The sequence below is a fragment of the Syntrophaceae bacterium genome (assembly GCA_013177825.1).
Classification (GTDB): domain Bacteria; phylum Desulfobacterota; class Syntrophia; order Syntrophales; family PHBD01; genus PHBD01.
The window spans coordinates 12,907-37,347 of the sequence record JABLXX010000015.1 but is presented as its reverse complement, the minus strand read 5'-3'; the positions used below and the strand labels follow the sequence as shown (position 1 = coordinate 37,347).

Here is a 24,441-nt window from a genome sequence, read left to right as displayed (position 1 = left end):
TCTCCAAGGAACAGTTCCCTCTTTATTTGAAAGAACTGGAGTTTCGATATAATAATCGCAACTCTGATATTTTCGACCAAGTTGCTACTTTTCTCTGCGATCTTGTGCCAAAATGGGACTAATTACCAAAAGGAAATAAGGAAGAGGAGCGGATTTAAAATCCGCCCCGCCCTTCCTTATTCGTAGATCTTCTCGTCCTCGGCGAAGGCCTCCTCGGCGTCCTCCTCGATGTCCCGGGTCAGCTTCGCCTGGCGGGCCTTGAAGTACTCCCGGTACCACTCGTGGGCCACGATCATGGACATGACCTCGCTGGTCCCCGTCCAGATGGAGGCCAGGCGGATGTCGCGGTAGATCCGCTCGAGGGGATAGACGTTGGTGTACCCGATGCCGCCCACGACCTGCATGCAGTTGTGGACGACCTTCTGGCAGTTCTCGGTGATGAATTTCTTCGTCTCCGAGATCATCCGGCGAATCCGTGCACGCTCCACCTTGTTGTCCACGGCGAGGCAGGTCGCGTATCCCAGGCTCCGGGAGGCGTCGAGCAGCATCGACGCCTCGGCGACCTGGAAGCTGACGCCCTCGAACGTGGCGATGATCTGCCCGAAGGCCTTCCGCCGGGCCGTGTAGTGGGTGGCTATTTCCAGGGCCGCCCGGGCGGGACCGACGGTCATGAGCGCCGTTCCCAGCCGCTCGGGGATCATCATCGTGTTGAAGACGTCATAGGCGCCGTTCACCCGGCCGACGACATTCTCCTTCGGGATCTTCACGTCCTTGAAGACAAGCCGTGCCGTGCCGCCGCCGCGGCAGCCCAGAAGGTTGTAAAGGTACTTCGTCTCCACGCCGGGGCCCCGGTCGACGATGAAGGCCGTGAGGCAGTCCTGGGGCTTCGCCTTGGGATCGAAGTTCGTCCGGGCGTAGACGAAGAAGAAGTCCGCCCCCTCGCCGCCGACGATGAACCGCTTCTGTCCGTTGAGGAGAAAGTGGTCCCCCTTGTCCTCCGCCTTCGACGTGGCGCCGAAGAAGTCCGATCCGCCCCGCGGCTCCGTGAGGCACTCGGCGGCGAAAAGGTCGCCCGCCAGGAGGGGCTTCACGTACTTTTCCTTCTGCTCGTCGGTGCCGTGCTGGATGATGGCATCGCAGACCAGCTCCGCCCCGACGCCGAAGACGCAGGCGAACTCGTAGCCCAGGGTTCCGATCTCCTCCATGACCGTGCCGGTGGTGACCCAGTCCATGTCCCGGCCGCCCCACTTCTTCGGATACCGGCAGCCCATCAGGTTCCGACGGCCCGCCTCCCGGAGGAATTCCTTCGGGAACTTGATCTTGTCCTGGTCCATGTCGAGGACCATCTGGCGGGGAATGGACTTGATGAAGTCCCGTGCTTCGTCGCGGATCTTGATCTGCTCCGGCGTCAATACGTAATCGAACATGGCAACCTCCCGTTCAGGATTCTTATTCTCCCGCGTCCGCTTCCCGCGGCGCCGGGAGCTTTTTTCATTCCGTCCGGACGCCCCTTCCCGGGCGTTACCGGCTTTCCTCCACTTCTCTCATCGCCAGGTCCTGATAGGCGTGGGTCAGGTCGGCGCAGAAGGCGTCCCAGCGCCGGCAGACCTCAAGGGTCTTCTCGTCGGGGGTGAAAAGGTTCGGGTGGGCGAGGAGCTCCGTGATCTCCGCGGAGAGTTTTTCGATCAGGCCCGGATCCGCTCCCGCAAGGACGTTCCCGACAAACTCCGCCGGGGGATACCACTTCGCGGCCCGCTGAAAGTCCCTGTGCATCTGGGTGAGAAGGACGTTCCGGGGCCCCTCCCACAGCTCGTTCACGGCAGCATCGCGGTAGAGCCGGGGCAGGGACGAGAAGTCCTCCATGATCCCGTGGCCGCCGAAGATGGACATGGCCATGCGGATCACGTCCGTGCAGTCCCAGGAAGCGGTGATCTTCTGGAGCATGATCATCTCCCGGACATCGAAGCGCTTCTTCTTCATGTCCTCCGCCTCGCCCGTCTCCAGGCCACCCTTCAGCCCCCCCTCCAGGGTGAGGAAGTCCCGGTAGAGTTTGAAGGCCCCGGCGGTGGTCCGCTTCACCGAGCGGTCCATCCATGCGATCTGGCCCTCCACCATGGGAAATCGGCCGATGACGAGGCCGAAGGCGCTGCGGAACTCACTGTACTGCTTCGCCTCCCGGACGGCCCGGGTCATCATGGCGGCGCAGGAGAGGCCGACGGTGAGGCGCGAGTAGGTCAGGACGATCCCCACCACGTTGGCCAGCCCCCGGTCCAGGGGTCCCGCGGGATAGGCCACGGCGCCGTTGAAGGTGATCTCCGCCGTGGGCAGTTCGCTTGTTCCCGTCTTCCACTTGATCCGGTCGATGGTGAAGCTGTTGCGGATTTCCTTCTCCTTGTTTCCCGGGAGCCATGAGGGGATGACGAAGAGGGCGACGTCTTCCGAGCCCGTGGGCTTCGCCGTGACGACGGCATAGTCGGCGTGGGCGGCGGAGCAGAAGAACTTCGTCCCGTAGAGACGCCACCCGCCGTCTTCCCGGACCGCCTCGAGGAGATTGGCGGGCACATCGGAGCCGCCCTGGATCTCCGAGAGATACTGGGCGCCGATGGCGAATGCTCCATCGATCCCCTCCTTGGCATGGCGCAGGATCTCCCGCGTCTCCGGCGTGTCGGCGAAGCGGTCGAGAAGGGCCACCAGCCCTTCCGTGCAGGTGACGGGACAGGCGATGCAGGCTTCGCCGTTCTGGTAGATAAGGTACATCTTGACGAGCCGCTCCCACAGGGGTGTCTTCTCGGAATACAGGGCCTCCGCAAAGATTTCCCGCTCCAGGATCTCCGTCTCCGCGGGGCGGACGATCCGGTCGATCCGGCGGTTGTGGCCGTCGTAGTGCATCATGAAGATTCGCTTCTCGGGCCAGGCGATGCGCTCCGACAGGTCGCGCCAGCGATAGGAGACCTTCTTCGATATCTCCCGGGCCGCCGCATCCACGGCCGGGGCCTCGTCACCGGTGAAACAGCGGATCACCTTCTGGATGAAGGGATCGTCGGCATAGTAGTCGACGGATTGTCTCCAGTCTAAAAACTCTTGGAATTTGTAGGGATTGTTTCGGTTCGGCAGGGTCATGGCAACCTCCTTCGGGCATATTTCTGACGGGCTGTTTCTGGATGTAAACAGCGTTTACAATTAACCGGGGTAGTTGCCGAAAGTCAACTGGTTTGTGGAAAGACGGGAAAGGGGGACCGATTTCAATCGGTCCCCCTTTCCCGCTCAGGCCGAAAGGCCGCGGTACCAGTCAGGTGAAGCCATGCCGAATGCAAAGAGTCGCGAAATAACCCGCCCGACCAGTTTCATGTGCTCCACCACCTCTTCCCTCGAGCGGCCCGGGTAATCGCGGAACGTGATGAGGATGCCGTTCATGGCGGAAAAGAAGGCGTGGGCCAGGAGGCGGCGATCGCCGGCAGCGTTCATCTTGCCGAAGAGGCAGTCAAACTGGTCGATGAGGAGGCGGGACTCCTCGTTGAGGCGTTCCACCAGGGCCGGGCTCAGGGAGCCGTCGAGCATGAAGTGGGTCATCATGCGGAAATAGGGATCGTTCTCGATCAGGAAGTCCAGGAACTCCCCGGCGATGCGTTCCAGGGAAACCCCCTGGTTCTCCTCGACAGCCTGCCGGAAAGACTCGATGACGCGGCGGGATCCCCGGAGAAAGGCCTCGACGAACAGGGTCTGCTGGTCCGGGAAATAGCGGTAAATCGACGCGGGGGATATGCCGGCCTCGCGGGCGATGTCCCTCATGCTCACCTTGTTGAAGGGTTTGGCGGCAAAGGAGCGCTCTGCGGCGTCAACGATAAGGATTCTCCTGGCTTCCCGCTCCCGGAGCTTCAGTTTGGAAAACGTATCACCTTCCGTCGCCATGCGTCACATCCTCTCCCGTTCCGTGCCGCTCTATACAGGCATCGGGAGTTGAAAGGCAAGGAAATTGAATGCTTCCCCTTGACGGCCCTGGCCACGCGGCCTATACTCCGCTCCACATTGAGCCCGGGGGAATGTGATGGATCCTTCCAGATTGCCCGATCATTGCAGGCGCGCAGATCGGTGCTCCCGTTTCCGCAACCGTCCGTTTCAGGTCACTCTCCTGATCCTCGGAATCCTGTCGGTCCTGGCCGGCTGTACGGCTCAATATCCCCTGAATCCCGTTCTGGGTCCGCGGCAAACCGTTTCTCCGTCGGCCCGCGTCGTCATCGAGAAGGATGACCCCCTGTTCCTCATCCTGGCCTTCTCCGGCGGGGGAACCCGGGCGGCAGCGCTGTCCTACGGCCTGCTGGAGGCCCTCGAACGCATCGAGATCCCCGGGAACCGCACACTCCTGGACGAGGTGAACCTGATCACTTCCGTCTCCGGGGGCAGCTTCACGGCAGCCACGTACGGCCTCCGCGGCAAGGACATGTTCCGGGACTACCGCGGGCGCTTTCTCCTCCGGGACCACCAGTCCCACCTGGTCGCCGGCTTCCTCAGCCCCCTCAACTGGGCCCGCCTGTGGTCGCCCCGCTTCGGACGGAGCGACATGGCCCAGGAATACTACGACCAGATCCTCTTTGACGGCGCGACGCTGGGAGACATCCCCCGGCATGACAGGCCCGCCGTCATGATCCTCGCGACAGACATCCTGAACGGCCAGGTTTTCCCCTTCACGACCCTCCAGTTTTCCCTGATCTGCTCCGACTGGAAACGATTTCCCATCTCACGGGCCGTCGCGGCTTCGGCGGCCTTCCCGGGCGCTTTCACCCCGGTGATCCTGAAGAACTACGCCGGTGACTGCGGGTGGAAGCCCCCCGAGTGGATGACCAAGGCCCTGGAGAGGCCCGATCCGTCCAGCCGCGGCTATCACATGGCCAGAAGCATGGCATCCTATCTCGACCGGGGCAGCAAACCGTACATCCACCTCCTGGACGGCGGTGTCTCGGACAACCTGGGCCTCCGGAGCATCCTGGAGTACCTGGCAGTAAGGGGCGGCATCCGGGATTCCCTGCGGGAGCAGGGCTACACCAAAGTCCGGCGGATGGCCTTCATCATCGTCAACGCGGAAACGCGGGAAAAGCCCCGGTGGCGGCTCCTGGATGAGATCCCCGGCCTGGCGGCGATCGTGGGGGCATCCTCCACCGTCATGATCAACCGCTATAACTTCGAGACCGTCGACCTGTTGAGGCGGTACGTGCGGGACTGGTCCGAAGAACTGCATGCCGCCGGCATGCCGCCCATCGAGTTCTACGTCATCGAGCTGAGTTTCGATTACCTGCCGGACCAGGCGGAGCGGGAATATTTCCAGTCCATCCCCACATCCCTTTACCTGCCGGCGGGCGAGGTGGACCGCCTCCGCGGCGTCGCGCAGAGACTGCTCCTCTCGTCGGAGCCCTTCCGGAAAATGGTGCGGGACATGGGAGGACGGCTGCCGGGAAACCCACCGGCCGCGGGGATTCATGATTCAGCCGGGGAGTCGAAAACCGCCGCACCGCCCACTCCGCAGCCACAGCATCCGGCGCCCGTCGATGCGAAGGCCGAAACTGGGAAATGATCGTCAGCCGAGCTCCCGATGATCAGGCGTGCTCCCCTGCCTTTCGGAGCAGGAGCTGCCAGTCCTCGTTCACCATCTCCTGGATCGCGTCCAGGTCCTGGTCTGTCAGGTGCCGGAACCGCCCCTGGAGCTTGAAGTACTCCCGCACGAGGTATTCCCTGGGCTTGTAGTTGATGGTGTACCGGACGCCATCCTCCACCTCATAGAGGGGGAAGATGTTCGTCTGGACGGCCATGCGGGCGATCTTGATGGACATCTCGGAGGGAATCCGCCAGCCCGTGGGACAGCTCGCAAAGATGTGGAGGAACCGGGAACCCTTGATGGACTTGGCCTTCCGGGCCTTCCGGACGAGGTCCTCCGGGAAGGCGATGTTCGCCGTCGCCGCATAGGGAATCCGGTGCGCCACCAGGGCCTCCACGATGTTCTTTTTCCGCAGATGCTTCCAGTGCGTACCCGGGGTCGTCGTCGTCCAGGCCCCGTAAGGGGTCGAGGAGCTGCGCTGGATCCCCGTGTTCATGTAGGCTTCGTTGTCGTAGCAGACGTAGATGAAGTCCTCGTTCCGCTCCACGGCGCCGCTTAAGGCCTGGAAGCCGATGTCGAAGGTCCCCCCGTCGCCGGCCCAGGTGACGACGGTCGTCTCGGTGTCCCCCAGCATGTCGAGGGCCGCCCGGACGCCGGTAGCGGTGGCTCCCCCCGTTTCAAACGCCGTATGGATGACCGGGATCTTCAGGGTTGACTGGGGATAGGGGCCGGCGATGACGGACCAGCAGCAGGCCGGCAGGACCATGACGGTTTTTTCCCCCAGGGTCTTGAGGAAAAAGCGCATGGCGATGGTAGCCCCGCACCCCGGGCAGCCCACGTGGCCCGAACACATCAGTTCCTGGTCAAGAACGTCCAGTTGCATAGGCGGCCTCCGTAAGCCCGATCCAGATGCTTTCCGCCGGCGGAGCCTCGGCGGTCTTGGTCTGTTCGATCATCGACGCCAGCACGCCCGTCGTGATGTCCCGCCCTCCCAGGCCGGCGATGAACCCGAAGACGGGCGGATGTTCCGGCACGTTGCAGACGGCGGCCCGCACCTCCTGCGCGAAGATGCCTGTCGCCCCGAAGGAGAAGTTGCGGTCCACCACGGCGATCTTTTTCGCCCCCGCCAGGGCCCGGCGGATGGCCTCCACCGGGAATGGGCGGAACATCTTGATTTTCAGAATGCCGACCTTTTCCCCCTTTGCCCGCAGTTCTTCGAGAAGAATCCTTGCCGTGCTCGTCACCGTCCCGCTGGTCACCAGGACGATGTCGGCGTCTTCGCAGCGGACCGCCTCCACAGCGCCGTAACGGCGGCCGAAGATCCCGGCGAATTCCCCTTCGACGGAGTCGAGCTTCTCCAGGACGTCCTCCATGGCGGCGGCGATCTCGTAGCGCATCTCCATGTAAGCGTTCGGCGCCACCAGGGGGCTCAGGGCAAAGGGATGGGCCGTGTCCAGGCGGAAACCCGGTGCGTATGCAGGCAGGAAGCGGTCCACTTCCTCCTGCCCGGGCACGTCCACCGGCTCATACGTGTGGGAAAGGAAAAAGGCGTCCAGGACCACCATGGCGGGGAGGTTCACCATCTCCGCCAGGCGGTAGGCCATCAGCATCGTGTCGAGGACCTCCTGGGCGTCCTCGCAGTAGAACTGCATCCAGCCGGTGTCCCGCTGGGCCAGGCTGTCGCTCTGGTCCGTCCAGATGTTCCACCCAGGCGCGAGGGCCCGGTTCACCTCCGCCATGACGATGGGCAGGCGTGCCCCGGAGGCCCAGTGCAGGAGCTCGTGCATCAGGGCCAGCCCCTGGGAGGAGGTGGCGGTAAAGGTCCGGACGCCGGTGCTCTGGGCTCCAATCAGGGCCGCCAGGCAGGAGTGCTCGCTCTCGACCCGGAGGAAGCGGGCGTTCATCTTCCCCGAGGCGCAATAGTCCGAGAGGATTTCCACAATGTGCGTCTGCGGCGTGATGGGGTAGGCCGAGATGACCTGGACCCTGGCCAGCCGAACCGCCTCGGCCACGGCATGACTTCCCTCGAGGACCCGTCTCATGATTCCCCCTCCAGGGTCATGGCGTTGCGTGGACACTCGACCACACAGAGCCCGCATCCCTTGCAGTAGTCGTAGTTGATCCGGCGGTCCTCCCCTTCGTGGCCGCGGGCGATGGAGACGTCGGGACAGAAAAGGTAACAGTTGTCGCAGCCGTTGCAGATGCCGCAGTTGAAGCAACGGCCCGCTTCGCGCATGGCCAGGCCCGCGGAGATCTTCAGATCGATCTCGGCGAAGGAGCGGGACCGCTCCTCCACCAGGAGGCGCGGCTGGGTGATCCGGGGTTCGAAGGCGAAATAGTCCGTGTTGATCTCCTCCGGCAGGACGACGTGGCGGGTCCGCAGCCCCCGGGGTCCGCCCGTGAAGATCTCCATGGACAGGGACGGCCCGGGACCGACGGCGCAGGCGTCCAGACGGTCTTTCACCGTCGGCGGACCCTCCCGGAACAGGACGTCCAGGGCCAGGGCCGCCTGCTTGCCCGAGGCCACGGCGGTAACGACCATCTGGACGTCGTTCGTAACGTCGCCGCCATATACCCGCACCGACCGCCCTTCCGGGGCGACAAGGACGGAATGGCTGAGTTCGACGAGATTCGCCTCATTCCGGGGCGGGAGATGCCAGTCATGCGCCGCCCCGGCGCCCGCGGCCTTGAACAGGCGGTCCGCCTCGATCTCCAGTGTCGCGTCGCCGTCCGGCACGATGCGTCCCCGGCCGTCGGCGTCCTCCCCCTCGATCCTCATCCGGCGGAACGTGACCCGGAGCTTCCCGTCCCGGCGGAGGACACCCGCCGGAGCCAGGAGTTCCCGCAGTTCGACCCCTTCCTCCAGGGCCAGCTGCAGTTCTTCTTCGAAGGCCGGCATGTCCTGCCGACGGCGCCGGTAGACGATGACCGCCCGCCCGCCCAGGCGGACCAAGGTCCGGGCCACGTCGACGGCGGTGTTCCCTCCGCCCACGACGATCGACATGCCTCCTGCCGGCGGCGACGCGCCGCCCCGGACCCGGGCCAGGAAAGTGAGTCCTTCTTCGACCCCTTCGCCCCCTTCCCCCGGGATCCCCAGCGGCCGTTCCTTCCCGAACCCGCAGCCGAGAAACACGGCGTCGTGGTCCCGCTCAAGGGTTTCCAGTCCTGCCCGGTCGATCCGGCAGTCCGTCCGGATCTCCACGCCGAGGCTTTCCAGGCGGGCAATCTCGGGCCGGAGGGCGGCGTTCGGGAGACGATACGCGGGGATCCCCCAGCGGAGGATGCCGCCCGGCTCCGGCATGGCTTCCAGGATGCTGACGCGATAGCCCAGGCGGGCCAGGAAAAAGGCCGCGGCCAGCCCGGAGGGGCCGGCGCCGACGACGGCGATCTTCTCCTTTCGGGTCGGGAGCCGTCCCAGGTCGGACCGGAAGGCGTTACGCAGGGCAAGGTCGGCGAGAAATCGCTCCACCGTGTGGACCGCCACCGCTGAATCGAATCCGCCGCGGTTGCAGACGCCCTCGCAGGGGTGGAAACAGACCCGCCCGCAGACTCCCGGAAAGGGGTTCTCCATCAGGATCGTTTCCCAGGCCTCCCGGAAGGCGCCCTGGGTGGTCAGCATCTCGATGCGGGGGATGTCCTCACCGGCCGGGCAGGTGGCGCTGCAGGGGGCCGTCTTCTCTTCGAACCGCGGGCGGAGGTACCGCCACGAGCCGGTCAGGTTGCTCTCCGTGGTGGTGTAGGACCGGGGCAGAAACAGCGCCTCGGCCCTGCTCTGGTCTCGGTTCATGCGTTCCCCTCCCGATGGGTCAGGACGCGGCGACCCGGCCGAGGATCCGGACTTCCCGGTATGCCTCCTCGGCCGCTGCGATGTTGCGGTCCGGCTCCGACGGAACCTCTTCGCGGATGGCGGCGACGATGGCCTCCATGGGCGGTTCCCCGAACATGCGGGCAAAGGCTCCCATCATGGCCGTATTGACGATGGGAGCGGTCCGGCTCCCGAGGCGGTGACCGAGGGCGATCCGGCCTGCGTCCACGCAGGCAAGCCGCTGCCCCGCGTAAACGTCCGGATTTTCGGGGTCGATAGCGCTGTTCAGGAGAACCCATCCGCCGGGCTTGAGACCCCGGGTCACGTCGATGCTCGCCAGGAGCGTCTGGTCCTGGACGACCACGTGGTCCGGCGCGGTGACGTTCGTCCGGGCCAGGATTTTGGTTCGATCCAGCCGGAGGTATGCCTCCACCGGCGCCCCCCGCCTCTCCACCCCAAAGAATGGAAAACTCTGAACCTCCCAGCCCGCCTGGAAGAAAGCCTTGGCCAGGAGGATCGTCAGTACCACCGTCCCCTGGCCGCCGCGGCCGTGGAACCGGATCTCCACCATGTCCCGTCTCCCGTTGTTCAGAGGCTCCAGACGACGACAATTGCACGTGCGGGCCGTCCGTCGAGGCCCCGGAAACTGTGGTTCTGGTCGGAATCGAAATAGAGGGCTTCCCCGGGGGAGAGCGCCTCCACCCGGTCGTCGGTGCGGAATTCGAGCCGCCCCTCCAGGACATAAACGAACTCCTCGCCGTCGTGGCAAGTGAAGACCATGTCCCCCGTCTCCAGCGGCCGGAACTCGACGAAGAGCGGCTCCATGTGCTTTTCCGGTTTTCGGGTCTCCAGCGCCTCGTAGATGTAATCCACCTCCCCTTCGTGATGGTGGGGGCGGCGGGCGATCTTGCGCCGGTCCGCGAGGCGGGTGATGGACACCCGGGCTGCGGGCTGTTCGTCCTCGAAGAAGCGGGCCATTCCCACGCCCAGCGCCCGGGCCAGCTTCAGGAGGGTCGCCACGGGCGGGACGAGTTCGCCGGCCTCGATCTTCTCCAGGCTCTCCCGGGTCATTCCCGATCGGGCCGCCAGATCCTGCAGGGTGAGGGACTTGTTCTCCCTCGCCTCCCGGATCTTGGCACCGATCTTGAGCCCCTCAAACGCTTCCATTGACTGTTCCTGGTTCATGATGCACCTCGATGGCGATGCCGGGCGGGTAACATGAAGAACGCAGCGTGCGCTCCCTGCGGTCAGACTACTCCCGGCACATTGGAAGTCAACTTTTTTTTCAAAAACTTTTAATCATAAATCAACATCGACATCGGAAATCCGACATCATAGAAAATTACGAAAATGCGGATTTATCACCTATGAAATACTCTGAAAAATATACCAAAGGGAAAAAATCATTTGACTGCAAACTGCCGGGAGAGTAGTTTTTCACTGCAATTCATTATTCTTCGGGCCGCCGGTCCCCGGCATTCCTGCTCGAAGGTGGAGCACGGCCGGGAATCCTGCGGCGGGACAAGTCTTCCGGGCACAGCCCGTTGTTCTGGAAAGGAGGTCGCGCATGACCACCACTGTGATCATCATCATCGGTTTTCTCATTTACATCGGTCTTTACTTCACCTACGGGAAAAAGATCGAGCGAGACGTGGTCCGGGCGTCGGACGAGAACGCAACGCCCTCCCAGCGCCTTTACGACGGCGTGGACTACATCCCCGCCCACAAGGCGGTCCTCTTCGGGCATCACTTTTCCTCGATCGCCGGGGCGGGACCGCTCGTCGGACCCGCCATGGCCCTCTGCTGGGGCTGGCTTCCGGGCCTTCTGTGGGTCTGGATCGGCAACGTCCTGATCGGCTCCGTCCATGACTACCTGGCCCTGATGGCGTCCGTACGCTACGACGGCAAGTCCGTCCAGTTCGTGGCCACCGACCTGATCTCCAAGCGGACGGGGACGGCCTTCTACTGGATCGTCTTCTTCCTCCTGATCCTGGTGGTGGCGGCCTTCGCCAATATCATCGGCCTGATGTTCGCAAAAACTCCGGAGATCTCCGGGGCCTCCATCTACATGACCATCGCCGCCCTCATCTTGGGAGCCCTGATCTACCGGGTGAAGATGAACCTGCCGGGGGCAACGGTCATTGGGATCGTCCTGATGGCCTTCGCCATCTGGCTGGGATCGGAGATCCCCGTCCCGGGCAGCTATAACGTGTGGATGGTGGTCCTCTTCGTTTACATCATCATTGCCGCGGCGATCCCGGTGAACATTCTCCTTCAACCTCGGGATTACATGAACTCCTTCCTCCTGTACTTCGGCATCGCCCTCGGGTTCATTGCCGCCGTTGTCAGTTTCCGGGGCTTCGAGATCCCCATGGCCACGACGTTCTCCCCGATCCTCCTGGGCGGCAAGCCGACACCGTTCTGGCCCGCCATCCCGCTGGTCATCGCCTGCGGCTCTCTCTCGGGTTTCCACTCCCTCGTCGCATCGGGAACGTCATCCAAGCAGCTGTCCAAGGAAAGTGACGGTCTTTTCGTCGGGTACGGCGCCATGTTCACGGAAGGATTCCTCTCGACGGTGATCATCTGCGCCATCGGCGGGTTCGGATACACGGCCATCCAGAACGCCCACGCCGCCCAGGTGGCCGCCGACGCCGCCAAGGCCGCCGCCGCGGGCGCCGCCTTCACGGCCCCGACGCTGGCCCTGACCATGGACAACTGGGGAGAACTCTACACGAAGACGACGACGGTCCTGAAGCTCTCGGCACCGAACATGATCGTCCAGTGCTTCTCCGACATGGTGGCGGCCACCTTCCTGGCCTTCATCCCCGTGAAGATCGTCAAGATCATCGCGGGACTCTGGATCTCCGCCTTCGCGCTTACGACCCTCGACACGACGAACCGTCTGGCTCGCTACTGCCTGGTCGAGATGCTGCAGCCCCTGAAGGACAAGGCGGAGGGCCTCTACAAGGCCCTGACCTTCCGCTGGACCGCCTCGCTGATCCCGGCGGCCATCGGCATCTACCTGGCCTGGAGCAATCAGTTCACCATCCTCTGGCCGTCCTTCAGCGCCGCCAACCAGCTCATCGCGTCTATCGCCCTGATGACCGGAGCGGCCTATGCATCCAAGCGGCTGAAGTCCCAGTTCGCCATCATGGCCACGGTTCCCGCCTGGATCCTCTGGTTCACCGTCACGGCGGCCATCATCTGGTTCATGTACGTCGTCATGCCCGGAGCAATCGCCAAGAGCGCCGGTCCGGGCTGGACGGTCCAGATCATCATGGGGATCATGTTGCTGTTGAACATCCTCTTCATCGTCGACTTCGCGAAGTCGGGGAAGAAGTAGGACGGCATCGACAACCGCCTTTTGAACGACGAACCGGCGCGGGGCGAACTCCGCGCCGGTTCCCTTTCCCGGCCCGGTGTTCATGCGATCTTCCTTTTTCCGCTACTGCCGTGATATCGCCTCCGGCCTGGGCACCGCCCAGCGGGAGCGTCTGGCGGCGCTGACCTGCATTGAGGAGCGGGAACTGGAGAACATCTTCGCACTCCTTCTCCTGGGATCCTTTGTGGGTCTCCCGGCGCCGCCGACCTTTCTGTCGGTGGAACTCCTGCCATTTATGGAGAAGGAACTGCGGGTGCTTCATCAGCGTGCGGAGGACGCCCCGGACACGCTGGCGGAGATGATGGGCATCCTGGGGGTCGAAGGATGAGGATTCTCTTTTACACGGGCAAGGGCGGCGTCGGAAAATCGACCATGGCGGCGGCGGCGGCCTGGCAGCTTTCGCAGCGCCACCGCGTTCTGGTCGTCTCCCTGGACCCGGCCCACAACCTGGGGGACGTCTTCGGCGTAACCCTCCGGGGCCGGCGGAAACGCTTCACCGACAACTTGCACCTTGAAGAAGTGGACCTGAAAAAGCTGACCCGGGCGTACCTGAAGCGGGAGGTCACGGTCCTCTCGGAGACCTACAACTACCTGCAGGTGCTCAATCTCGACTCGTATTTCTCCGTCCTCCAGTATTCGCCGGGCATCGAGGAATACGCCCTCCTCACCAGCATCGAGAAGACGATTCGCGAAGACACCCGCTTCGACTACATCCTCTTCGATACGCCGCCCACGGGCCTGACTCTTCGCTTCCTGGCCCTGCCCCAGGTCACCATCACATGGATTGAACGCCTCACAGCCATCCGCCGGCAAATCCTGAAGAAGCGCTTCACCATCCAGAAGATCCGCGGCGCCGCCGACGCCGAGGCGAAAAGCCGGGAGATCGTCCTCAACTACCGGGAGGATGATGACGACATCCTCAAGCGTCTCAAGGCGCTCCACTCGAACTATGTGGCATTGAACCGCATTCTCCAGGGCCGGGGCTGTGGCATTGTTCTCGTTTTCAATCCCGACATCCTGTCCCTGCGTGAATCGGAACGGCTCCTGGACGGTCTGAAGGAATTGAAGCTGCCCCTGCGGCTGCTGATCCAGAACAAGGTCACCGAAGAAAACCGCAGGACGGCGGACCGCACGGCCGGTATCCTGCGGGAAAAGGTCGCTCCGGGAATCCCCCTGCAGCGGGTTCGTCTCGAGGCCTCCCTGCCGGAGCAGTCGGCCGGGCTTTTCACCCTGCCGGAAGACCTTACAAAACACCTCACATCCATGGAAGGTACCGATGTTTGAACACGATTACCTCGCCGGCCAGCCCCTTTTCTACCTCTTCATCGCCTTTTCGGCGCTTCTGAGTTTCGGCTATTTCTGGGGCAAGCGCTACAACGAGAAGCTGTACAGGACGTCTTTTCAGGACCTCGTGGACATTGTCAAGCCCGTCGACCAGACCTTCACCAACATCGGCGGGATCATCGGCTTCCATGCCCGGCTCACACCGCCGAAACGGTCTCCCTTCGAGCGGATCGACGCCACGATCACGTTTCTTCCCCGCCACTCCTGGCTCTGGATGCCCATCTCCAAGATCGTCCGGAAATACGACCGGCTCTTCGTGACGATCCACCTGCGCCGCAACCCAATTGGGGAAGGGCATTTGATCGAGACGGGCTATGCCCGTTTCCGGGGCCCGAAAATCTCGAACGAGTCCATGCTCCAGCGGGAGGAAATCGCCTGGGGTACGAAGAAGTTCCTGCTTTACTATGGCGGCGAGGCCATGCGCGGCCACCTCCACCGGTACGTCGAAGGGCACGGCGACCCCGGTCAGGTCCGCCATATCGCCCTCGTTCCCGAACAACGGAAATGCTTCATCTTCCTCATACCCCGCAAGAACAGGGTGGCCCGCTCCTTCGATCCGGTCTATCGATGGCTCCCTTCCGTCCTGAAACCGGAAGAGGATTCCTCCACGGGCAAAAGGAAAGATCGATAAGACGCGAAAAACATCCCGGAACGTCCGTAACTCCGCCCCCTGCCTCACGAAGTCCTTATCCTGATGGAGTTTTTTCTTGACATGTGGTTTTCTGTCAGGCAACTTCAAACACAGTGAAGCGTTATCTTCCGCTTCGGGACGTTTGGTCCCGGACGATCCTCGTCATCCTGATTCTTCCACCGGCAATGCAGGGGGCGGCCCGCACCGCCTGAAAAATAGACCCGCTTTCCAGAAGGAGGAAGAACCATGGCCAAAAGGCAACCGCTGAACGTCTTCGACTTCGCCATTCGCGCGGAAAAGGAAGGAATCGATTTCTACACGAAGGCGGCCAAGAAATTCACCGACTCCGACCTGAAGAACCTCTTCCTGAAGCTGGCCAAGGAAGAGGCTGTCCACCTCAAACTCTTCACGGAACTCAAAATGAAAGCGGACACCCTGGACATAGACCAGATCCTGAGGGACCCGGACATTGACGATTACATGGAGGCCATCGTCCAGGATGGGTTGTTCCCCAAGGGTGATACCGTGAACAAGCGGCTGGAACGGGTGGACAGTCCGGTAGCCGCGGCTGTGATGGCGATGGCGGCCGAGAAGAATGCCATCCTCCTCTACTCGGAGTTGGCAAAGCTCTCGCGAGACAGGGAACAGAAGAAGCTCTTCGAGAAGATCGTCAAGGAGGAAAAGTCACACGTGGTCATGGTGCGGAATGTCCGGGCCGATCACGACCCGGCGTACGCGGCCATGGCGTTCGGACGCTTCTTCTAGACGTCTGTTGAAAAAGGCTTCGGTCACTTCGGGCCGGCCGGCAGGATGGTGATTTCCATTCCGGGAAAGGCTTCCCCGAAAGCGGCCTGCAGGTCCCGGGCAATCCCGGCCAGGACCGTCTGGGCAATGGCGGCGCAGGTGACGCATCGCGGCAGGTGGCCGTAAGTGTCCAGGAACACGTACAGCGTTTTTTCCTGCTCGCTCAGCCGGACCCGTTTGACGATCCCGAGGTCCGAGACCGGCAACCCGCTCTCGGGGTCCCGGACACGATCCAGGACCGCGTCGACCTTTTTTGTCCACTCGGCGTTCATGGCGGAGACTCCTTTTCTTTTTCTCCTTCCCTGTTTTTTCCGAGGGTCTCGGAAAACAGGTCGAGAAAAGGCTGAAAAGGGGCTATGGGTGAGGCCGTTTTCCCGGCGGACTGGGACCATTCGGTTCCCAGATCCAGCCACTTCCTGAACTGGTCGTCCGCGACGGACCGGTAGGCAAGGTAATTCTTCAGGATCTGCTGGAGGTATGTCTCGAAGAAGTCCGAGAGAATGTTGTCCCCGAAGCGGATCATCAGGTGAAGAAAGGGAACGGGGAGCAGGAATTGCTTCTTCCGGGACTCCTCCAGAAGGATCTGGGTCAGGATGAAAGCGGTCACGTCTTCCTTCGTCTTTGCATCTTCCACCGTGACGGTTCTCCCCTCCTTGATCGAACGGGTCAGGTCCTCCAGCGTGATGTAGGCGCTTCGTTCCGTATCGTAGAGGCGGCGGTTCCCATATTTTTTTACGAGCAGCATCTTGGTCATTGTCTTTTCTCCATGGAGGACAAATCTACCCGGAAGATTGCCTCGTTGCAACATAAATATTTTTACCGTCCGATAAATGGGTAGCCAAGAAGATAAATTATCAATATATACAGATCTTTAAATTATTTCCGACAAAAAATTGCCACAAGCAGCGCTTTATTGCATTGCAACATTTTTCCTTGACACACCCTCCAGCCGCATTATATTAGCAGCAAAAATCAAGCGCAGGAGCGCAGGGAGGTACCCGAAAAATGGAACAGGAAAGAATCGTGAAGCAGATCATCGGTTTTTACAAGACCACCTTTGACAGCAGCTTCAACGCAATGACGATCCTTCAGGAGCAGTCCGAGAAGATGATGCAGACCGCTCTGGATCAGTCCCCGTGGATTCCCGAAGAGGGCCGCAAGATTGTCGGGGAATGGATGAAAGCGTATCGTCAGGGCCGGGACGACTTCCGGTCCGCCGTTGACGAAAGCTACGGGAAAGTGGAAAGCTTCTTTTCCTCCAAGACCTGGCAGGACGTGGCGCAGGAAGCCCAGAAAGCCCGCAAAACCAAGTGAGACCCGCCGGGAAAAGCCGGCAGAACCCGCACCGCCCGAAAGGAGGTTGGACGATGGATCCCAAACAGATGACCAAGCAGATGATCGATTTCAACAAGACAGCCTTTGATAACACTTTCAATGCTATGACGGTCCTCCAGGACCAGACGGAAAAGATGGTCAGCATGTACCTGGAGCAGGCTCCCTGGTTTCCCGAAGAAGGAAAGAAACTCATCAACGAGTGGGTTCGAGCCTACAAGAAGGGCCGCGAAGACTACAAGGGCATCGTGGAAGCGAACTACAAGAAAGTCGAAGAGTATTTCGCCAAGGCAAAGTAATCCGCAGCATCCCGCCCGGGTCGTTCATTCGACCGCAAAACTCCTGAACCCCGGATCCCGGCGGCCGTGAGATCGCCGGGATTCGTTTATGTCCTGCTTTGGGGTTTCAAACATGATTTCCAAGAGCACCGCCCCGGATACGATCGCCGAGGCATCCTTTTTCATCACCCGAGACTGCCGGCAGCGGCTCTCCGAGACGCACATGGAACTGTTCGCCGCCTTCACGGAGACCTGGCGGGCCAATACATCGCTCCTGAAAAGCGTCCTGACCTACCCCACCGGCATCTCGGTCCCCCTATGGGAATCCATCCGTTCCCTCCTTGATCTCCAGTCCGAACATTGCCTTCGGGCTCTGGAGACGGCGACCCATGCCGTCGAAGCCGGACAGCACTACGGCGTCGGCGTCCTGGCCTATCTCAACGAGTTTATGAATCCTTACTGGACGGCCCTGAGCTCCTTCAGTTCACTGGAAAAGGACAAGCTCGTCCGGACGCCCTTACTGCAGAGCGCAGTGGATTATTTCGAACTGCTTCAGTTCAACACCCAGATCGCCGAACAGGGCGTGAAAGGGACGATGAGCGGGCTTGAAGACTTCCACCGCCGGGAGGCCCTCCGTCTCGGCAGGGCGGTTCTCAACAGCCTCCTGGGCAAACGAGAGGAAGGGCTCAAGGACTACAGCGCCGGCATGGCCCGCCTGATGGACGCGCTGGTGTACCGCTATCCCGAGGCGATCCGGGCCATCGAGCCGGAGTTCGGATTTCATTTCGACGACGGCGGATACGTTCTGGCGGATGAAACGGACCGCTTTTTCCTCTACCGGGTCCTGCCGCGGGATCCGGCCGTGAAAACCCGGCGATCCGGCAAGCCCGTCCTGATCATGCACCCCTATGTCCTGGGCCCCAACATCCTGGCCTTCCTGCCCGGAGAAAACAAGAGCTACGTCCACGCCTTCGCCAACCGGGGCGTCCCGACGTACATCCGGATCCTCAAGGACATCGAGACGAATCCGGCCGTGCAGGTCATGACCGGAGAGGACGACGCCCTGGACACCCGGCGCTTCTGCGAGACCCTGAAGGCCGCCCACGGCCGCCCCGTTACGCTCAACGGCTTTTGCCAGGGCGGCTTCATCGCCCTCCTGGACATCCTGTCGGGGGAACTCGACGGACTGGCGGACGCGCTGATCACCTGCGTCGCTCCCATGGACGGCACCCGGAGCAAATCGCTGGTGGAGTACATGCAACACCTGCCGCCGCGCTTCCGGGACCTGAACTACGCCGTCAAGGGGCTGCCCAACGGCAACCGCATCGTCGACGGCAAGGTCATGAGCTGGGTCTACAAGCTCAAGAGCATGGACAAGGAAGCGCCCCTGGTGACCCTCTACCGGGACATGATGAATTTCCAGCGCGATGACGGGCCCGTGAGGATCGGCAAGACGGCGGCGGCGATGAACCACTGGTTGATCTATGACCGGAATGACCTGCCGGAGGGAATCACTCGGCTCAGCTTTTACTCCTATACGATCCCCATCACCACCGACGGTACGTTGCCTGTGACGCTCTTCGGCAGAACCCTCAACCTGCGGGGCATTCGCGAGAAGGGAATCCGCTGGCTCATCTGCTACGCCGAGGGGGACGACCTGGTGGATCGCGACGCAGCCCTGGCGCCTCTGGACCACCTCGACGACGTGGAGGTGACGCCCTTCCCGAAGGGCCACGGCGCCATCGCCACGTCCTGGTCCGATCCCGACTCCGCCTGCGCCCTCCATACCCGTTTCGGCAAGGGATACCGGGGACCCGTCCGCTTCCAGCTCGATCTGGAGGCGGAGTCAGAGGCGGAATAAATCGAGAGGCCTCTCCGGGAAAGAGAAATTCCGGGAGGACAAAGACCCTGCATCCGAATGATCAAGGATGCCCCTGGGAGGTGACCCGATGGATCGAAGCTTTTACGAATTCTGGGGACGCTACTTCCTGGGCCTGGCCCGGGGCCGGCAGCAGTTCGAGGACGTGACGGCCTGGATGCGCCAGGGATTCCAGGGTTCCGAAGGTCTGACGGAGGTCTTTCGCAAGGCCTACGGGCTGGACCGGGAGGAAAAAACGGACACCGCCGATTTCTGGCAAAAGACCCAGGAATCCTTCCTGGCGTCGCTCCGCGAATACCTGGCCCTTTTCGACGTCGTCCCCCGTGAGGACCTGGCGGCCCTGCAGCGGGAAAACGAAGAGTTGAAGAAGACGGTCGCCCGACTGGAGGAAACCCTTCGCAGGCAGCAGGATCTCCTCGGTGAAAAGGGGCTGGATCCGGCCGGCATGATCGAGGGATTTCAGGACCTGATGCAGAAACAGGCCGACGAGTTCCAGAAGCTCATCGAAGCCATGGGGCGGCAATTCGACAAGAAGAAACAGCCCCTCTCTTCATAGCAGGCCGGCCCCGATCTTCGCCGCCAGGGGCACCAGGACGTTCACGTAATCGTCCGTCCAGGGGCGGCACGCGGCGATTCCGTCCTCCGTCCCGAAGGGAATCCATCCCCGCTCTTTCAGCGCGGCCAGCCGGCCGGGCTCCGCCGCCAGGGCCACATAGACCGTCGTCAGCCGGTAGCGGCCGTCGGCGGGATCGGGGCCCGACACCTTCACAACCCCTTTCAGACAAAGTTTTCCGGCAATCGCCTTTACGACCGGCCGGAGGTCGTAATAACGATTGGAGAGGTGGAAGAGCATCAGCCCTCCCCCGGACAGGCGTTTTCGGTATCCCTCGACGGCCTCCGCCGTCAGCAGATGGGTCGGGATGCCGTCGCCGCTGAAGGCGTCAACGAACACGAGATCATACGCTTCCTCCCCACCCACGCCGCGCTCCAGGGACAACCGTCCGTCCCCCTGGAAGACCCGAATCCGCGCCGGTGTGTCGGCCAGATAGCTGAACCAGCGCCGCGCTACGGTTTCCACGTCGGGATCGATCTCGAAGAAGTCGATCCGGTCTCCCGGGCGCCCGTAGGCCGCCGCAGTCCCAGCCCCAAGGCCGACGGCGGCGATGCGCCGGGGAGCGGGAAGCCCTGCAAAGACGTCACCCAAACCCCTGCTTTCTCCATAGTACAATGTGGGCCGGCGGCGCCTCGACTCGTCGAGAAACTGGGTGCCGTGCAGTGTGGAGCCGTGAATGAGCGTCCGGATCCCGCGGGGGGCATCGGAACCCGCGGCCTCTTCCACCACCCGGAGGATGCCGTAGTAATTCCGCAGTCGTTCCTTTTCCTGGAAAGAGGCCGCCGGCCAGGCGCCCAGGAGAACCATCCCCGCCAGCACGCCCAGCCCCGCCGCGTGCACGGTTTTCATTGCCGACGTCGAATTCCGCCAGAATCCCGGCAGTTCCTTTCGCTGCATCCATGCCAGGACTGCTCCCAGAGCGAGGACCGTCAGTGGGTATTCGTAGAGGCCGCCGAACAGGAGCGGGGCGCCGAGGCTGACGGCGGCGCCGCCGAGGGCACCGCCCAGGGCGATCATCAGGTAATATCCCGTCAGGCCGGCGGGCGGCGGACGAAGCCGGTAAAGCGCATCATTGGCCAGAAGGCAGAGGACGAACAGGACCGCCAGGTGCGCCGCCAGGTAAATCACCTGCGGAGACGTCAGAAGATAGAGGAGGAGAGCCGCCAGCAGGATCTCCGGCCACAGGCGGACGAGAAGGCGCGGCAGTCCGCGTCCGTCCCGGAAAACGACGACGAAACTGGCCAGGTACAGGGCCAGCGGGAGGATCCAGACGAGTGGATAGGAGCCGACTTCCACGGCGATGACGTTCGTCACCGTCAGCAGGAAGGCCGAAGGCAGGGCGCCCAGCAGCAGCCAGGGAATCCAGCGGCTCCTTCCCGAACCGGAGGGAAGGTCTACCGAAACGGAGGGCCGTGTCGCCTCCGGCATCCTTTTCCCGGGGCGCAGGAGCAGCCAGGAAGCGGCCGCCAGGAGACCGTACATGACGTAGCCGGCCGTCCAGACCCGGCCCTGGGCCGCCAGGCCGAGGTAAGGCTCCACCAGGAAGGGATAGGCCAGGAGGCCCGACAGCGAACCGGCGTTGGATGCGCCGTAGAGCACGAAGACATTGGCTCCGCCACCGAGGGAAGAGCGGGCCAGCCAGAGCTGGGCCACCACGGCGGTGGTGGATAGGACCGCAAAGGGGACGGCTACGTGCTGCAGCAGCAAGCGAAAGAGCGACACTAGCGGCGTTCCGGGGTCCGGCACCTGGGGAATCGACAGAGGAAGAAAGGCCAGCGGGACGAGAAGGAGCAGCAGGTGGACGGCTCCGGCCCGGACAGCCCAGAGGTGAGCATAAAGATAACCCGCCAGGAGCATTCCCTGGAAAAACATCAGGCAGACGAGCCAGACCTGGACGGTCCCGCCCATGAGGGGCAGGAGGAGGCGGCCCGTCATCGGCTCCAGGGAAAAAAGGAGGAACGCGCCGAGGAAGACATGGCCCGTGAGAACTGCTCGCGCCGCACTGCTTCCCGGCGAAGGTCCGGCGCCGGAATCGGGGCCTTTCACCGGGTCACCCCGGTGGCCGGAGATCGGACCCGCTCGACGGACTCCGGCGTGAATTGCGCCTTTTCCAGCGCATCCGCGAGGACTTCCCGGAGTTTCCCGTTTTCCGGGTCGTCCAGGACCGCCGCTAGCGCGGCCAGCCAGGGCGGGCGGCCCATCGCCCGGACCATGTCGGCCCTTCCAACCGCCAGGCCGACGTCCTGAAAAGGTCCTCCGGCAGCCGCGCGGATGTCGATCAGGATCCAGCGGCCGGTTCCCGGGAGCGTCGTCTGCCACAGGTTTGTACGATCGGCCCCCGCCGAAAGGGTCACCCAGCCGCGCCGGCCCGCGATCCCTTCATGGACCGCCTCCAGCGGATTTCCAACCGTCTTCAGAACCAGTGCGGAGGCCAGGGCAATTTCCTTCTCCCAGCGGTCCGGACGGCACGTGAGATCTGCCGGACGGCCGGCGAATCCGATCTCCATGAGCCGGTCGTGTGCTACGGGTCCGCCGAAGAGTCGCATCGTCAGGACCCGTCCCTCCTTCGTCGGCTCCTCTCCGGCCAGGGCAAAGATGTCTTCATAGGGAGCCGGCGGTGAAATGGAGGCCAGCGTCACCGCTGTGGGCGGCTCCGCTCCGACGAGGATGACCGTGGGCAGGCCGCCGGAAAAGGAAGCGGGTGTGATGTGGATGTCCCGGTAACGAACGGGGGGAATGGGGATCGGAACGCCGTCGACGACGATCACCCAGTAAGGAATGGAGTAGGAACGATCTGGACGGGGGGTGACCACGACGCCGGCGGACGGTTCCTTCAGCAGGCTCCGTCGCACGGTCTCGCAGCGTCCTGGCCAGGCGGCCGCCGGATCCATTGCCAGGCGGTCCGGCGCGGACGCGCAGCCCGCCAGGAAGAGAATCATCAGGAAGAAAAACAGACGCGTCCGCAAAAAGGTCGTTCGGGCCTTCCAGCCGCCCCCCCGGCCCGTGAGGGCAACCGGGGGGCGCCCGGATTCCCCGGGCGCCGCATCGACGGATTCGTTCAGAATTTTTTCCATGTTCACGACTTCGGAGCCTTCGGCGGCATGACGACCGCTTCCCCGTCGAGGACGACGATCCCGTCCTGGTTCCGGCAGGTGGTCTTCAGGCGGGCCCGGTTCTTCTCCGGGATCAGCTCCGCCACTTCCACCCGCGCGGTAATCGTATCGCCCATACGGACGGGCGCCAGGAAGTTCAGCTCCTGCCGCAGGTAGATGGTCCCCGGGCCAGGGAGCTGCGTTCCCAGGAGGGCGGAGATGAAGCCCGCCGAAAGCATGCCGTGGGCGATCCGGCCCTTGAAGAAGGTTTTCTCGGCATAGGCCTGATTCAGGTGCGCGGGGTTGAAATCGCCGCTGATGCCGGCGTACAGGTAAACATCCGTCTCCGAAACGGTCTTGGCGAATTCAGCGGCGTCTCCGACCTTCATCCGGTCGATGGTGATGCCCGTCATGTCTCTTCTCCTTTCGATCGATCATTCCAAACAGCCGGTGTTTTTCCGTCGGGAAGGTTCCTGCAAACAGCGATCATCCGGGCCGTTCAAAATGCCCGGATGCGATGCCCATCCACGAGGGATGCAAGGCGCCCGAGATTAAGAGCCGCGAGCCGCACTTTCGGGTACGTTGAGCGGCTCGTGATGAGGGCAACGCCGCAGACGGCCCTTTTTCAACAGCCTCAAAACCAGCAGCGATGACTCCACGCGTCATCTTTCATCCCCTTCAGGTCGTTCTGCAGCATCATGTAGAGGCTCGCGTTCTGGATCGCGAGGCCGCCGTGATGGGCCAGGACGGACACCTGCAGGATTTCCAGATCCGAGAACTCCCGGGGCGCATCCGTGTACAGGCGGAGGACTCCGATGACGTCTTCCCGGGCCTTGATGGGGACACAGAGAATCGACACGATGCCTTCCTGCACTTTTTCTTTCCGGTACTGGACGCCCTTGTCCCGGGCGGCATCCTTCACCACCACGGGTACACCCGAGAGGGCCTCGGCAATGCTCCGCTCCGCGTAGATCGGCCCCTTGTTGATGTACTTCTCGCTCAGGCCGTAGCTGGCGGCAAGGCGCAGTTCCGTCCTGTCGTCGTTCAGCAGGCGGATGCTGGCGGCCTTTACGCCGAGGGCCAAGGCCACCTTCTCCGTCATGGTCTGGAGGATCACCCGGATGTCGAGGCTCGAGTTGATGGCAGACAGCAGCTCCAGGGAGATGCGGATGTTGGCCCGGATGGTCTCCAGCAGCCGGGCATGCTCCACCGCCATTCCCCCCTGCTCGGCCAAGGTGGTGAGGAATTCGATCTCCTCCTTGGAGAAATCGCGGATATCCGCCGTGTAGAGAGAAAGGACGCCGATGGGCCGGTCGTTCACCATGACCGGCACTGTCAGGATGGAACCGATCCCCTCGGCCTTCTTGAGGTCCCGGTTTTCCAGCCGCTTATCGTTCACCGCATCCCGGTAGTGAAGGTAGCCTTTCTTCATAAGCTCCTGTGGAACGCGGTCCACGTGTCCCGGCCCGGCATGCTGGTACTTCCTGGAGAGTCCCTTCTGGGCTGCCGCCACGTACTGCTTCGTTTTTTCATCCGCCAGGAACAGGGCGGCCGCCTTTGCGTCCATGGCCTCCATGGCGCTCCGGACGATCAGGTCGAGAAGTTTGTCTCTCTCCAGGGTGGTTCCCAAAGCGCGGCTCACCTTCTTGATCGTCTGGAAAAAATCCTTCCCTTCCTTTTTCGCAGCCATCGTC

Annotated in this window: 24 protein-coding genes; 10 read left to right on the top strand and 14 right to left on the bottom strand. The window is 62.6% G+C overall.

The features are described 5' to 3' along the window. Positions 1-176 precede the first annotated feature (176 nt). The 3 genes from HPY65_18640 to HPY65_18630 all read right to left on the bottom strand — a co-directional run bounded on the left by HPY65_18640 (position 177) and on the right by HPY65_18630 (position 3,909). Positions 177-1,427, bottom strand: coding sequence for an acyl-CoA/acyl-ACP dehydrogenase (locus HPY65_18640; GenBank protein NPU86500.1), 1,251 nt, complete (start codon positions 1,425-1,427; stop codon positions 177-179). 94 nt (positions 1,428-1,521) lie between these two features. Further along, positions 1,522-3,120 (bottom strand): acyl-CoA dehydrogenase, encoded by a 1,599-nt coding sequence (locus tag HPY65_18635; GenBank protein NPU86499.1) that lies wholly within the window; start codon positions 3,118-3,120, stop codon positions 1,522-1,524. 144 nt (positions 3,121-3,264) lie between these two features. Further along, positions 3,265-3,909 carry a TetR/AcrR family transcriptional regulator gene (locus tag HPY65_18630; GenBank protein NPU86498.1) on the bottom strand — a complete coding sequence of 215 codons (645 nt, stop codon included), beginning with the start codon at positions 3,907-3,909 and terminating at the stop codon, positions 3,265-3,267. Between the two features lie 136 nt (positions 3,910-4,045). Here HPY65_18630 and HPY65_18625 point away from each other — a divergent pair, with 136 nt between their 5' ends. Beyond that, the gene (locus tag HPY65_18625; protein NPU86497.1) at positions 4,046-5,566 is read left to right on the top strand and encodes a patatin-like phospholipase family protein; all 1,521 of its coding nucleotides are present in this window, start codon (positions 4,046-4,048) and stop codon (positions 5,564-5,566) included. A 22-nt stretch (positions 5,567-5,588) separates the two neighbouring features. Here HPY65_18625 and HPY65_18620 read toward each other — a convergent pair whose 3' ends face one another. The 5 genes from HPY65_18620 to HPY65_18600 are packed head-to-tail and all read right to left on the bottom strand — an operon-like array spanning position 5,589 to position 10,559. Further along, positions 5,589-6,470: a 3-methyl-2-oxobutanoate dehydrogenase subunit beta gene (locus HPY65_18620; protein NPU86496.1), complete on the bottom strand. Its 882-nt coding sequence runs from the start codon at positions 6,468-6,470 to the stop codon at positions 5,589-5,591. Next, complete coding sequence (gene porA, locus HPY65_18615) at positions 6,451-7,632, bottom strand: pyruvate ferredoxin oxidoreductase (protein ID NPU86495.1); 1,182 nt, start codon at positions 7,630-7,632, stop codon at positions 6,451-6,453. Before porA ends, HPY65_18620 begins: the two co-directional genes overlap by 20 nt. After that, positions 7,626-9,374 carry an FAD-dependent oxidoreductase gene (locus tag HPY65_18610; protein ID NPU86494.1) on the bottom strand — a complete coding sequence of 583 codons (1,749 nt, stop codon included), beginning with the start codon at positions 9,372-9,374 and terminating at the stop codon, positions 7,626-7,628. Before HPY65_18610 ends, porA begins: the two co-directional genes overlap by 7 nt. 19 nt (positions 9,375-9,393) lie before the next feature. Beyond that, positions 9,394-9,963, bottom strand: coding sequence for a pyruvate ferredoxin oxidoreductase (locus HPY65_18605; protein ID NPU86493.1), 570 nt, complete (start codon positions 9,961-9,963; stop codon positions 9,394-9,396). Between the two features lie 17 nt (positions 9,964-9,980). After that, positions 9,981-10,559 (bottom strand): helix-turn-helix transcriptional regulator, encoded by a 579-nt coding sequence (locus tag HPY65_18600; protein NPU86492.1) that lies wholly within the window; start codon positions 10,557-10,559, stop codon positions 9,981-9,983. 400 nt (positions 10,560-10,959) lie between these two features. On the opposite strand from HPY65_18600, the gene HPY65_18595 reads away from it, so the two are divergent. The 5 genes from HPY65_18595 (at position 10,960) to HPY65_18575 (ending at position 15,514) form a co-directional block, all read left to right on the top strand. Further along, positions 10,960-12,735, top strand: coding sequence for a carbon starvation protein A (locus HPY65_18595; protein NPU86491.1), 1,776 nt, complete (start codon positions 10,960-10,962; stop codon positions 12,733-12,735). A gap of 82 nt (positions 12,736-12,817) precedes the next feature. After that, entirely contained in the window at positions 12,818-13,102 is a 285-nt protein-coding gene (locus HPY65_18590; GenBank protein ID NPU86490.1) for a hypothetical protein, read from the top strand. Then, positions 13,099-14,058, top strand: coding sequence for an ArsA family ATPase (locus tag HPY65_18585; protein ID NPU86489.1), 960 nt, complete (start codon positions 13,099-13,101; stop codon positions 14,056-14,058). Before HPY65_18590 ends, HPY65_18585 begins: the two co-directional genes overlap by 4 nt. Then, positions 14,051-14,749, top strand: a complete 699-nt coding sequence (locus HPY65_18580) for a hypothetical protein (GenBank protein ID NPU86488.1) — start codon at positions 14,051-14,053, stop codon at positions 14,747-14,749. Before HPY65_18585 ends, HPY65_18580 begins: the two co-directional genes overlap by 8 nt. 246 nt (positions 14,750-14,995) lie before the next feature. Further along, the gene (locus tag HPY65_18575; protein ID NPU86487.1) at positions 14,996-15,514 is read left to right on the top strand and encodes a ferritin family protein; all 519 of its coding nucleotides are present in this window, start codon (positions 14,996-14,998) and stop codon (positions 15,512-15,514) included. A gap of 23 nt (positions 15,515-15,537) precedes the next feature. On the opposite strand, the gene HPY65_18570 is transcribed toward HPY65_18575, so the two are convergent. Both HPY65_18570 and HPY65_18565 read right to left on the bottom strand, forming a co-directional pair. Continuing rightward, entirely contained in the window at positions 15,538-15,825 is a 288-nt protein-coding gene (locus HPY65_18570) for a DUF59 domain-containing protein (GenBank protein NPU86486.1), read from the bottom strand. Next, positions 15,822-16,307: a transcriptional regulator gene (locus tag HPY65_18565; protein NPU86485.1), complete on the bottom strand. Its 486-nt coding sequence runs from the start codon at positions 16,305-16,307 to the stop codon at positions 15,822-15,824. The genes HPY65_18570 and HPY65_18565 overlap by 4 nt, the downstream gene beginning before the upstream one ends. A 251-nt stretch (positions 16,308-16,558) precedes the next feature. On the opposite strand from HPY65_18565, the gene HPY65_18560 reads away from it, so the two are divergent. The 4 genes from HPY65_18560 to HPY65_18545 all read left to right on the top strand — a co-directional run bounded on the left by HPY65_18560 (position 16,559) and on the right by HPY65_18545 (position 19,598). Further along, positions 16,559-16,867 (top strand): hypothetical protein, encoded by a 309-nt coding sequence (locus HPY65_18560; GenBank protein ID NPU86484.1) that lies wholly within the window; start codon positions 16,559-16,561, stop codon positions 16,865-16,867. Positions 16,868-16,920: 53 nt separating this feature from the next. Further along, positions 16,921-17,184, top strand: a complete 264-nt coding sequence (locus tag HPY65_18555; GenBank protein ID NPU86483.1) for a hypothetical protein — start codon at positions 16,921-16,923, stop codon at positions 17,182-17,184. Between the two features lie 112 nt (positions 17,185-17,296). Further along, a complete protein-coding gene (locus HPY65_18550) occupies positions 17,297-19,024 on the top strand; it encodes a metal transporter (protein NPU86482.1) in 1,728 nt (575 codons plus the stop codon). Positions 19,025-19,112: 88 nt separating this feature from the next. Continuing rightward, complete coding sequence (locus tag HPY65_18545) at positions 19,113-19,598, top strand: hypothetical protein (protein NPU86481.1); 486 nt, start codon at positions 19,113-19,115, stop codon at positions 19,596-19,598. Here HPY65_18545 and HPY65_18540 read toward each other — a convergent pair. From HPY65_18540 to HPY65_18525, 4 genes are all read right to left on the bottom strand, one after another. After that, positions 19,593-21,701 carry a fused MFS/spermidine synthase gene (locus HPY65_18540; protein ID NPU86480.1) on the bottom strand — a complete coding sequence of 703 codons (2,109 nt, stop codon included), beginning with the start codon at positions 21,699-21,701 and terminating at the stop codon, positions 19,593-19,595. The genes HPY65_18545 and HPY65_18540 overlap by 6 nt on opposite strands. Next, the gene (locus tag HPY65_18535; protein ID NPU86479.1) at positions 21,698-22,729 is read right to left on the bottom strand and encodes a hypothetical protein; all 1,032 of its coding nucleotides are present in this window, start codon (positions 22,727-22,729) and stop codon (positions 21,698-21,700) included. The genes HPY65_18540 and HPY65_18535 overlap by 4 nt, the downstream gene beginning before the upstream one ends. A gap of 2 nt (positions 22,730-22,731) precedes the next feature. Next, complete coding sequence (locus HPY65_18530) at positions 22,732-23,160, bottom strand: MaoC family dehydratase (protein NPU86478.1); 429 nt, start codon at positions 23,158-23,160, stop codon at positions 22,732-22,734. A gap of 221 nt (positions 23,161-23,381) precedes the next feature. Then, positions 23,382-24,437: a GAF domain-containing protein gene (locus tag HPY65_18525; protein NPU86477.1), complete on the bottom strand. Its 1,056-nt coding sequence runs from the start codon at positions 24,435-24,437 to the stop codon at positions 23,382-23,384. Positions 24,438-24,441 lie beyond the last annotated feature (4 nt).

Coding starts and splice junctions, on each gene's coding strand:
- HPY65_18555 (NPU86483.1), top strand. CDS start 16,921: ATGGATCCCAAACAGATGACCAAGCAGATGATCGATTTCAACAAGACA.
- HPY65_18600 (NPU86492.1), bottom strand. CDS start 10,559: ATGGAAGCGTTTGAGGGGCTCAAGATCGGTGCCAAGATCCGGGAGGCG.
- HPY65_18640 (NPU86500.1), bottom strand. CDS start 1,427: ATGTTCGATTACGTATTGACGCCGGAGCAGATCAAGATCCGCGACGAA.
- HPY65_18550 (NPU86482.1), top strand. CDS start 17,297: ATGATTTCCAAGAGCACCGCCCCGGATACGATCGCCGAGGCATCCTTT.
- HPY65_18525 (NPU86477.1), bottom strand. CDS start 24,437: ATGGCTGCGAAAAAGGAAGGGAAGGATTTTTTCCAGACGATCAAGAAG.
- HPY65_18530 (NPU86478.1), bottom strand. CDS start 23,160: ATGACGGGCATCACCATCGACCGGATGAAGGTCGGAGACGCCGCTGAA.
- HPY65_18605 (NPU86493.1), bottom strand. CDS start 9,963: ATGGTGGAGATCCGGTTCCACGGCCGCGGCGGCCAGGGGACGGTGGTA.
- HPY65_18620 (NPU86496.1), bottom strand. CDS start 6,470: ATGCAACTGGACGTTCTTGACCAGGAACTGATGTGTTCGGGCCACGTG.
- HPY65_18590 (NPU86490.1), top strand. CDS start 12,818: ATGCGATCTTCCTTTTTCCGCTACTGCCGTGATATCGCCTCCGGCCTG.
- HPY65_18545 (NPU86481.1), top strand. CDS start 19,113: ATGGATCGAAGCTTTTACGAATTCTGGGGACGCTACTTCCTGGGCCTG.
- HPY65_18630 (NPU86498.1), bottom strand. CDS start 3,909: ATGGCGACGGAAGGTGATACGTTTTCCAAACTGAAGCTCCGGGAGCGG.
- HPY65_18570 (NPU86486.1), bottom strand. CDS start 15,825: ATGAACGCCGAGTGGACAAAAAAGGTCGACGCGGTCCTGGATCGTGTC.
- HPY65_18560 (NPU86484.1), top strand. CDS start 16,559: ATGGAACAGGAAAGAATCGTGAAGCAGATCATCGGTTTTTACAAGACC.
- HPY65_18580 (NPU86488.1), top strand. CDS start 14,051: ATGTTTGAACACGATTACCTCGCCGGCCAGCCCCTTTTCTACCTCTTC.
- HPY65_18575 (NPU86487.1), top strand. CDS start 14,996: ATGGCCAAAAGGCAACCGCTGAACGTCTTCGACTTCGCCATTCGCGCG.
- HPY65_18635 (NPU86499.1), bottom strand. CDS start 3,120: ATGACCCTGCCGAACCGAAACAATCCCTACAAATTCCAAGAGTTTTTA.
- HPY65_18595 (NPU86491.1), top strand. CDS start 10,960: ATGACCACCACTGTGATCATCATCATCGGTTTTCTCATTTACATCGGT.
- HPY65_18625 (NPU86497.1), top strand. CDS start 4,046: ATGGATCCTTCCAGATTGCCCGATCATTGCAGGCGCGCAGATCGGTGC.
- HPY65_18585 (NPU86489.1), top strand. CDS start 13,099: ATGAGGATTCTCTTTTACACGGGCAAGGGCGGCGTCGGAAAATCGACC.
- HPY65_18610 (NPU86494.1), bottom strand. CDS start 9,374: ATGAACCGAGACCAGAGCAGGGCCGAGGCGCTGTTTCTGCCCCGGTCC.
- HPY65_18535 (NPU86479.1), bottom strand. CDS start 22,729: ATGGAAAAAATTCTGAACGAATCCGTCGATGCGGCGCCCGGGGAATCC.
- HPY65_18565 (NPU86485.1), bottom strand. CDS start 16,307: ATGACCAAGATGCTGCTCGTAAAAAAATATGGGAACCGCCGCCTCTAC.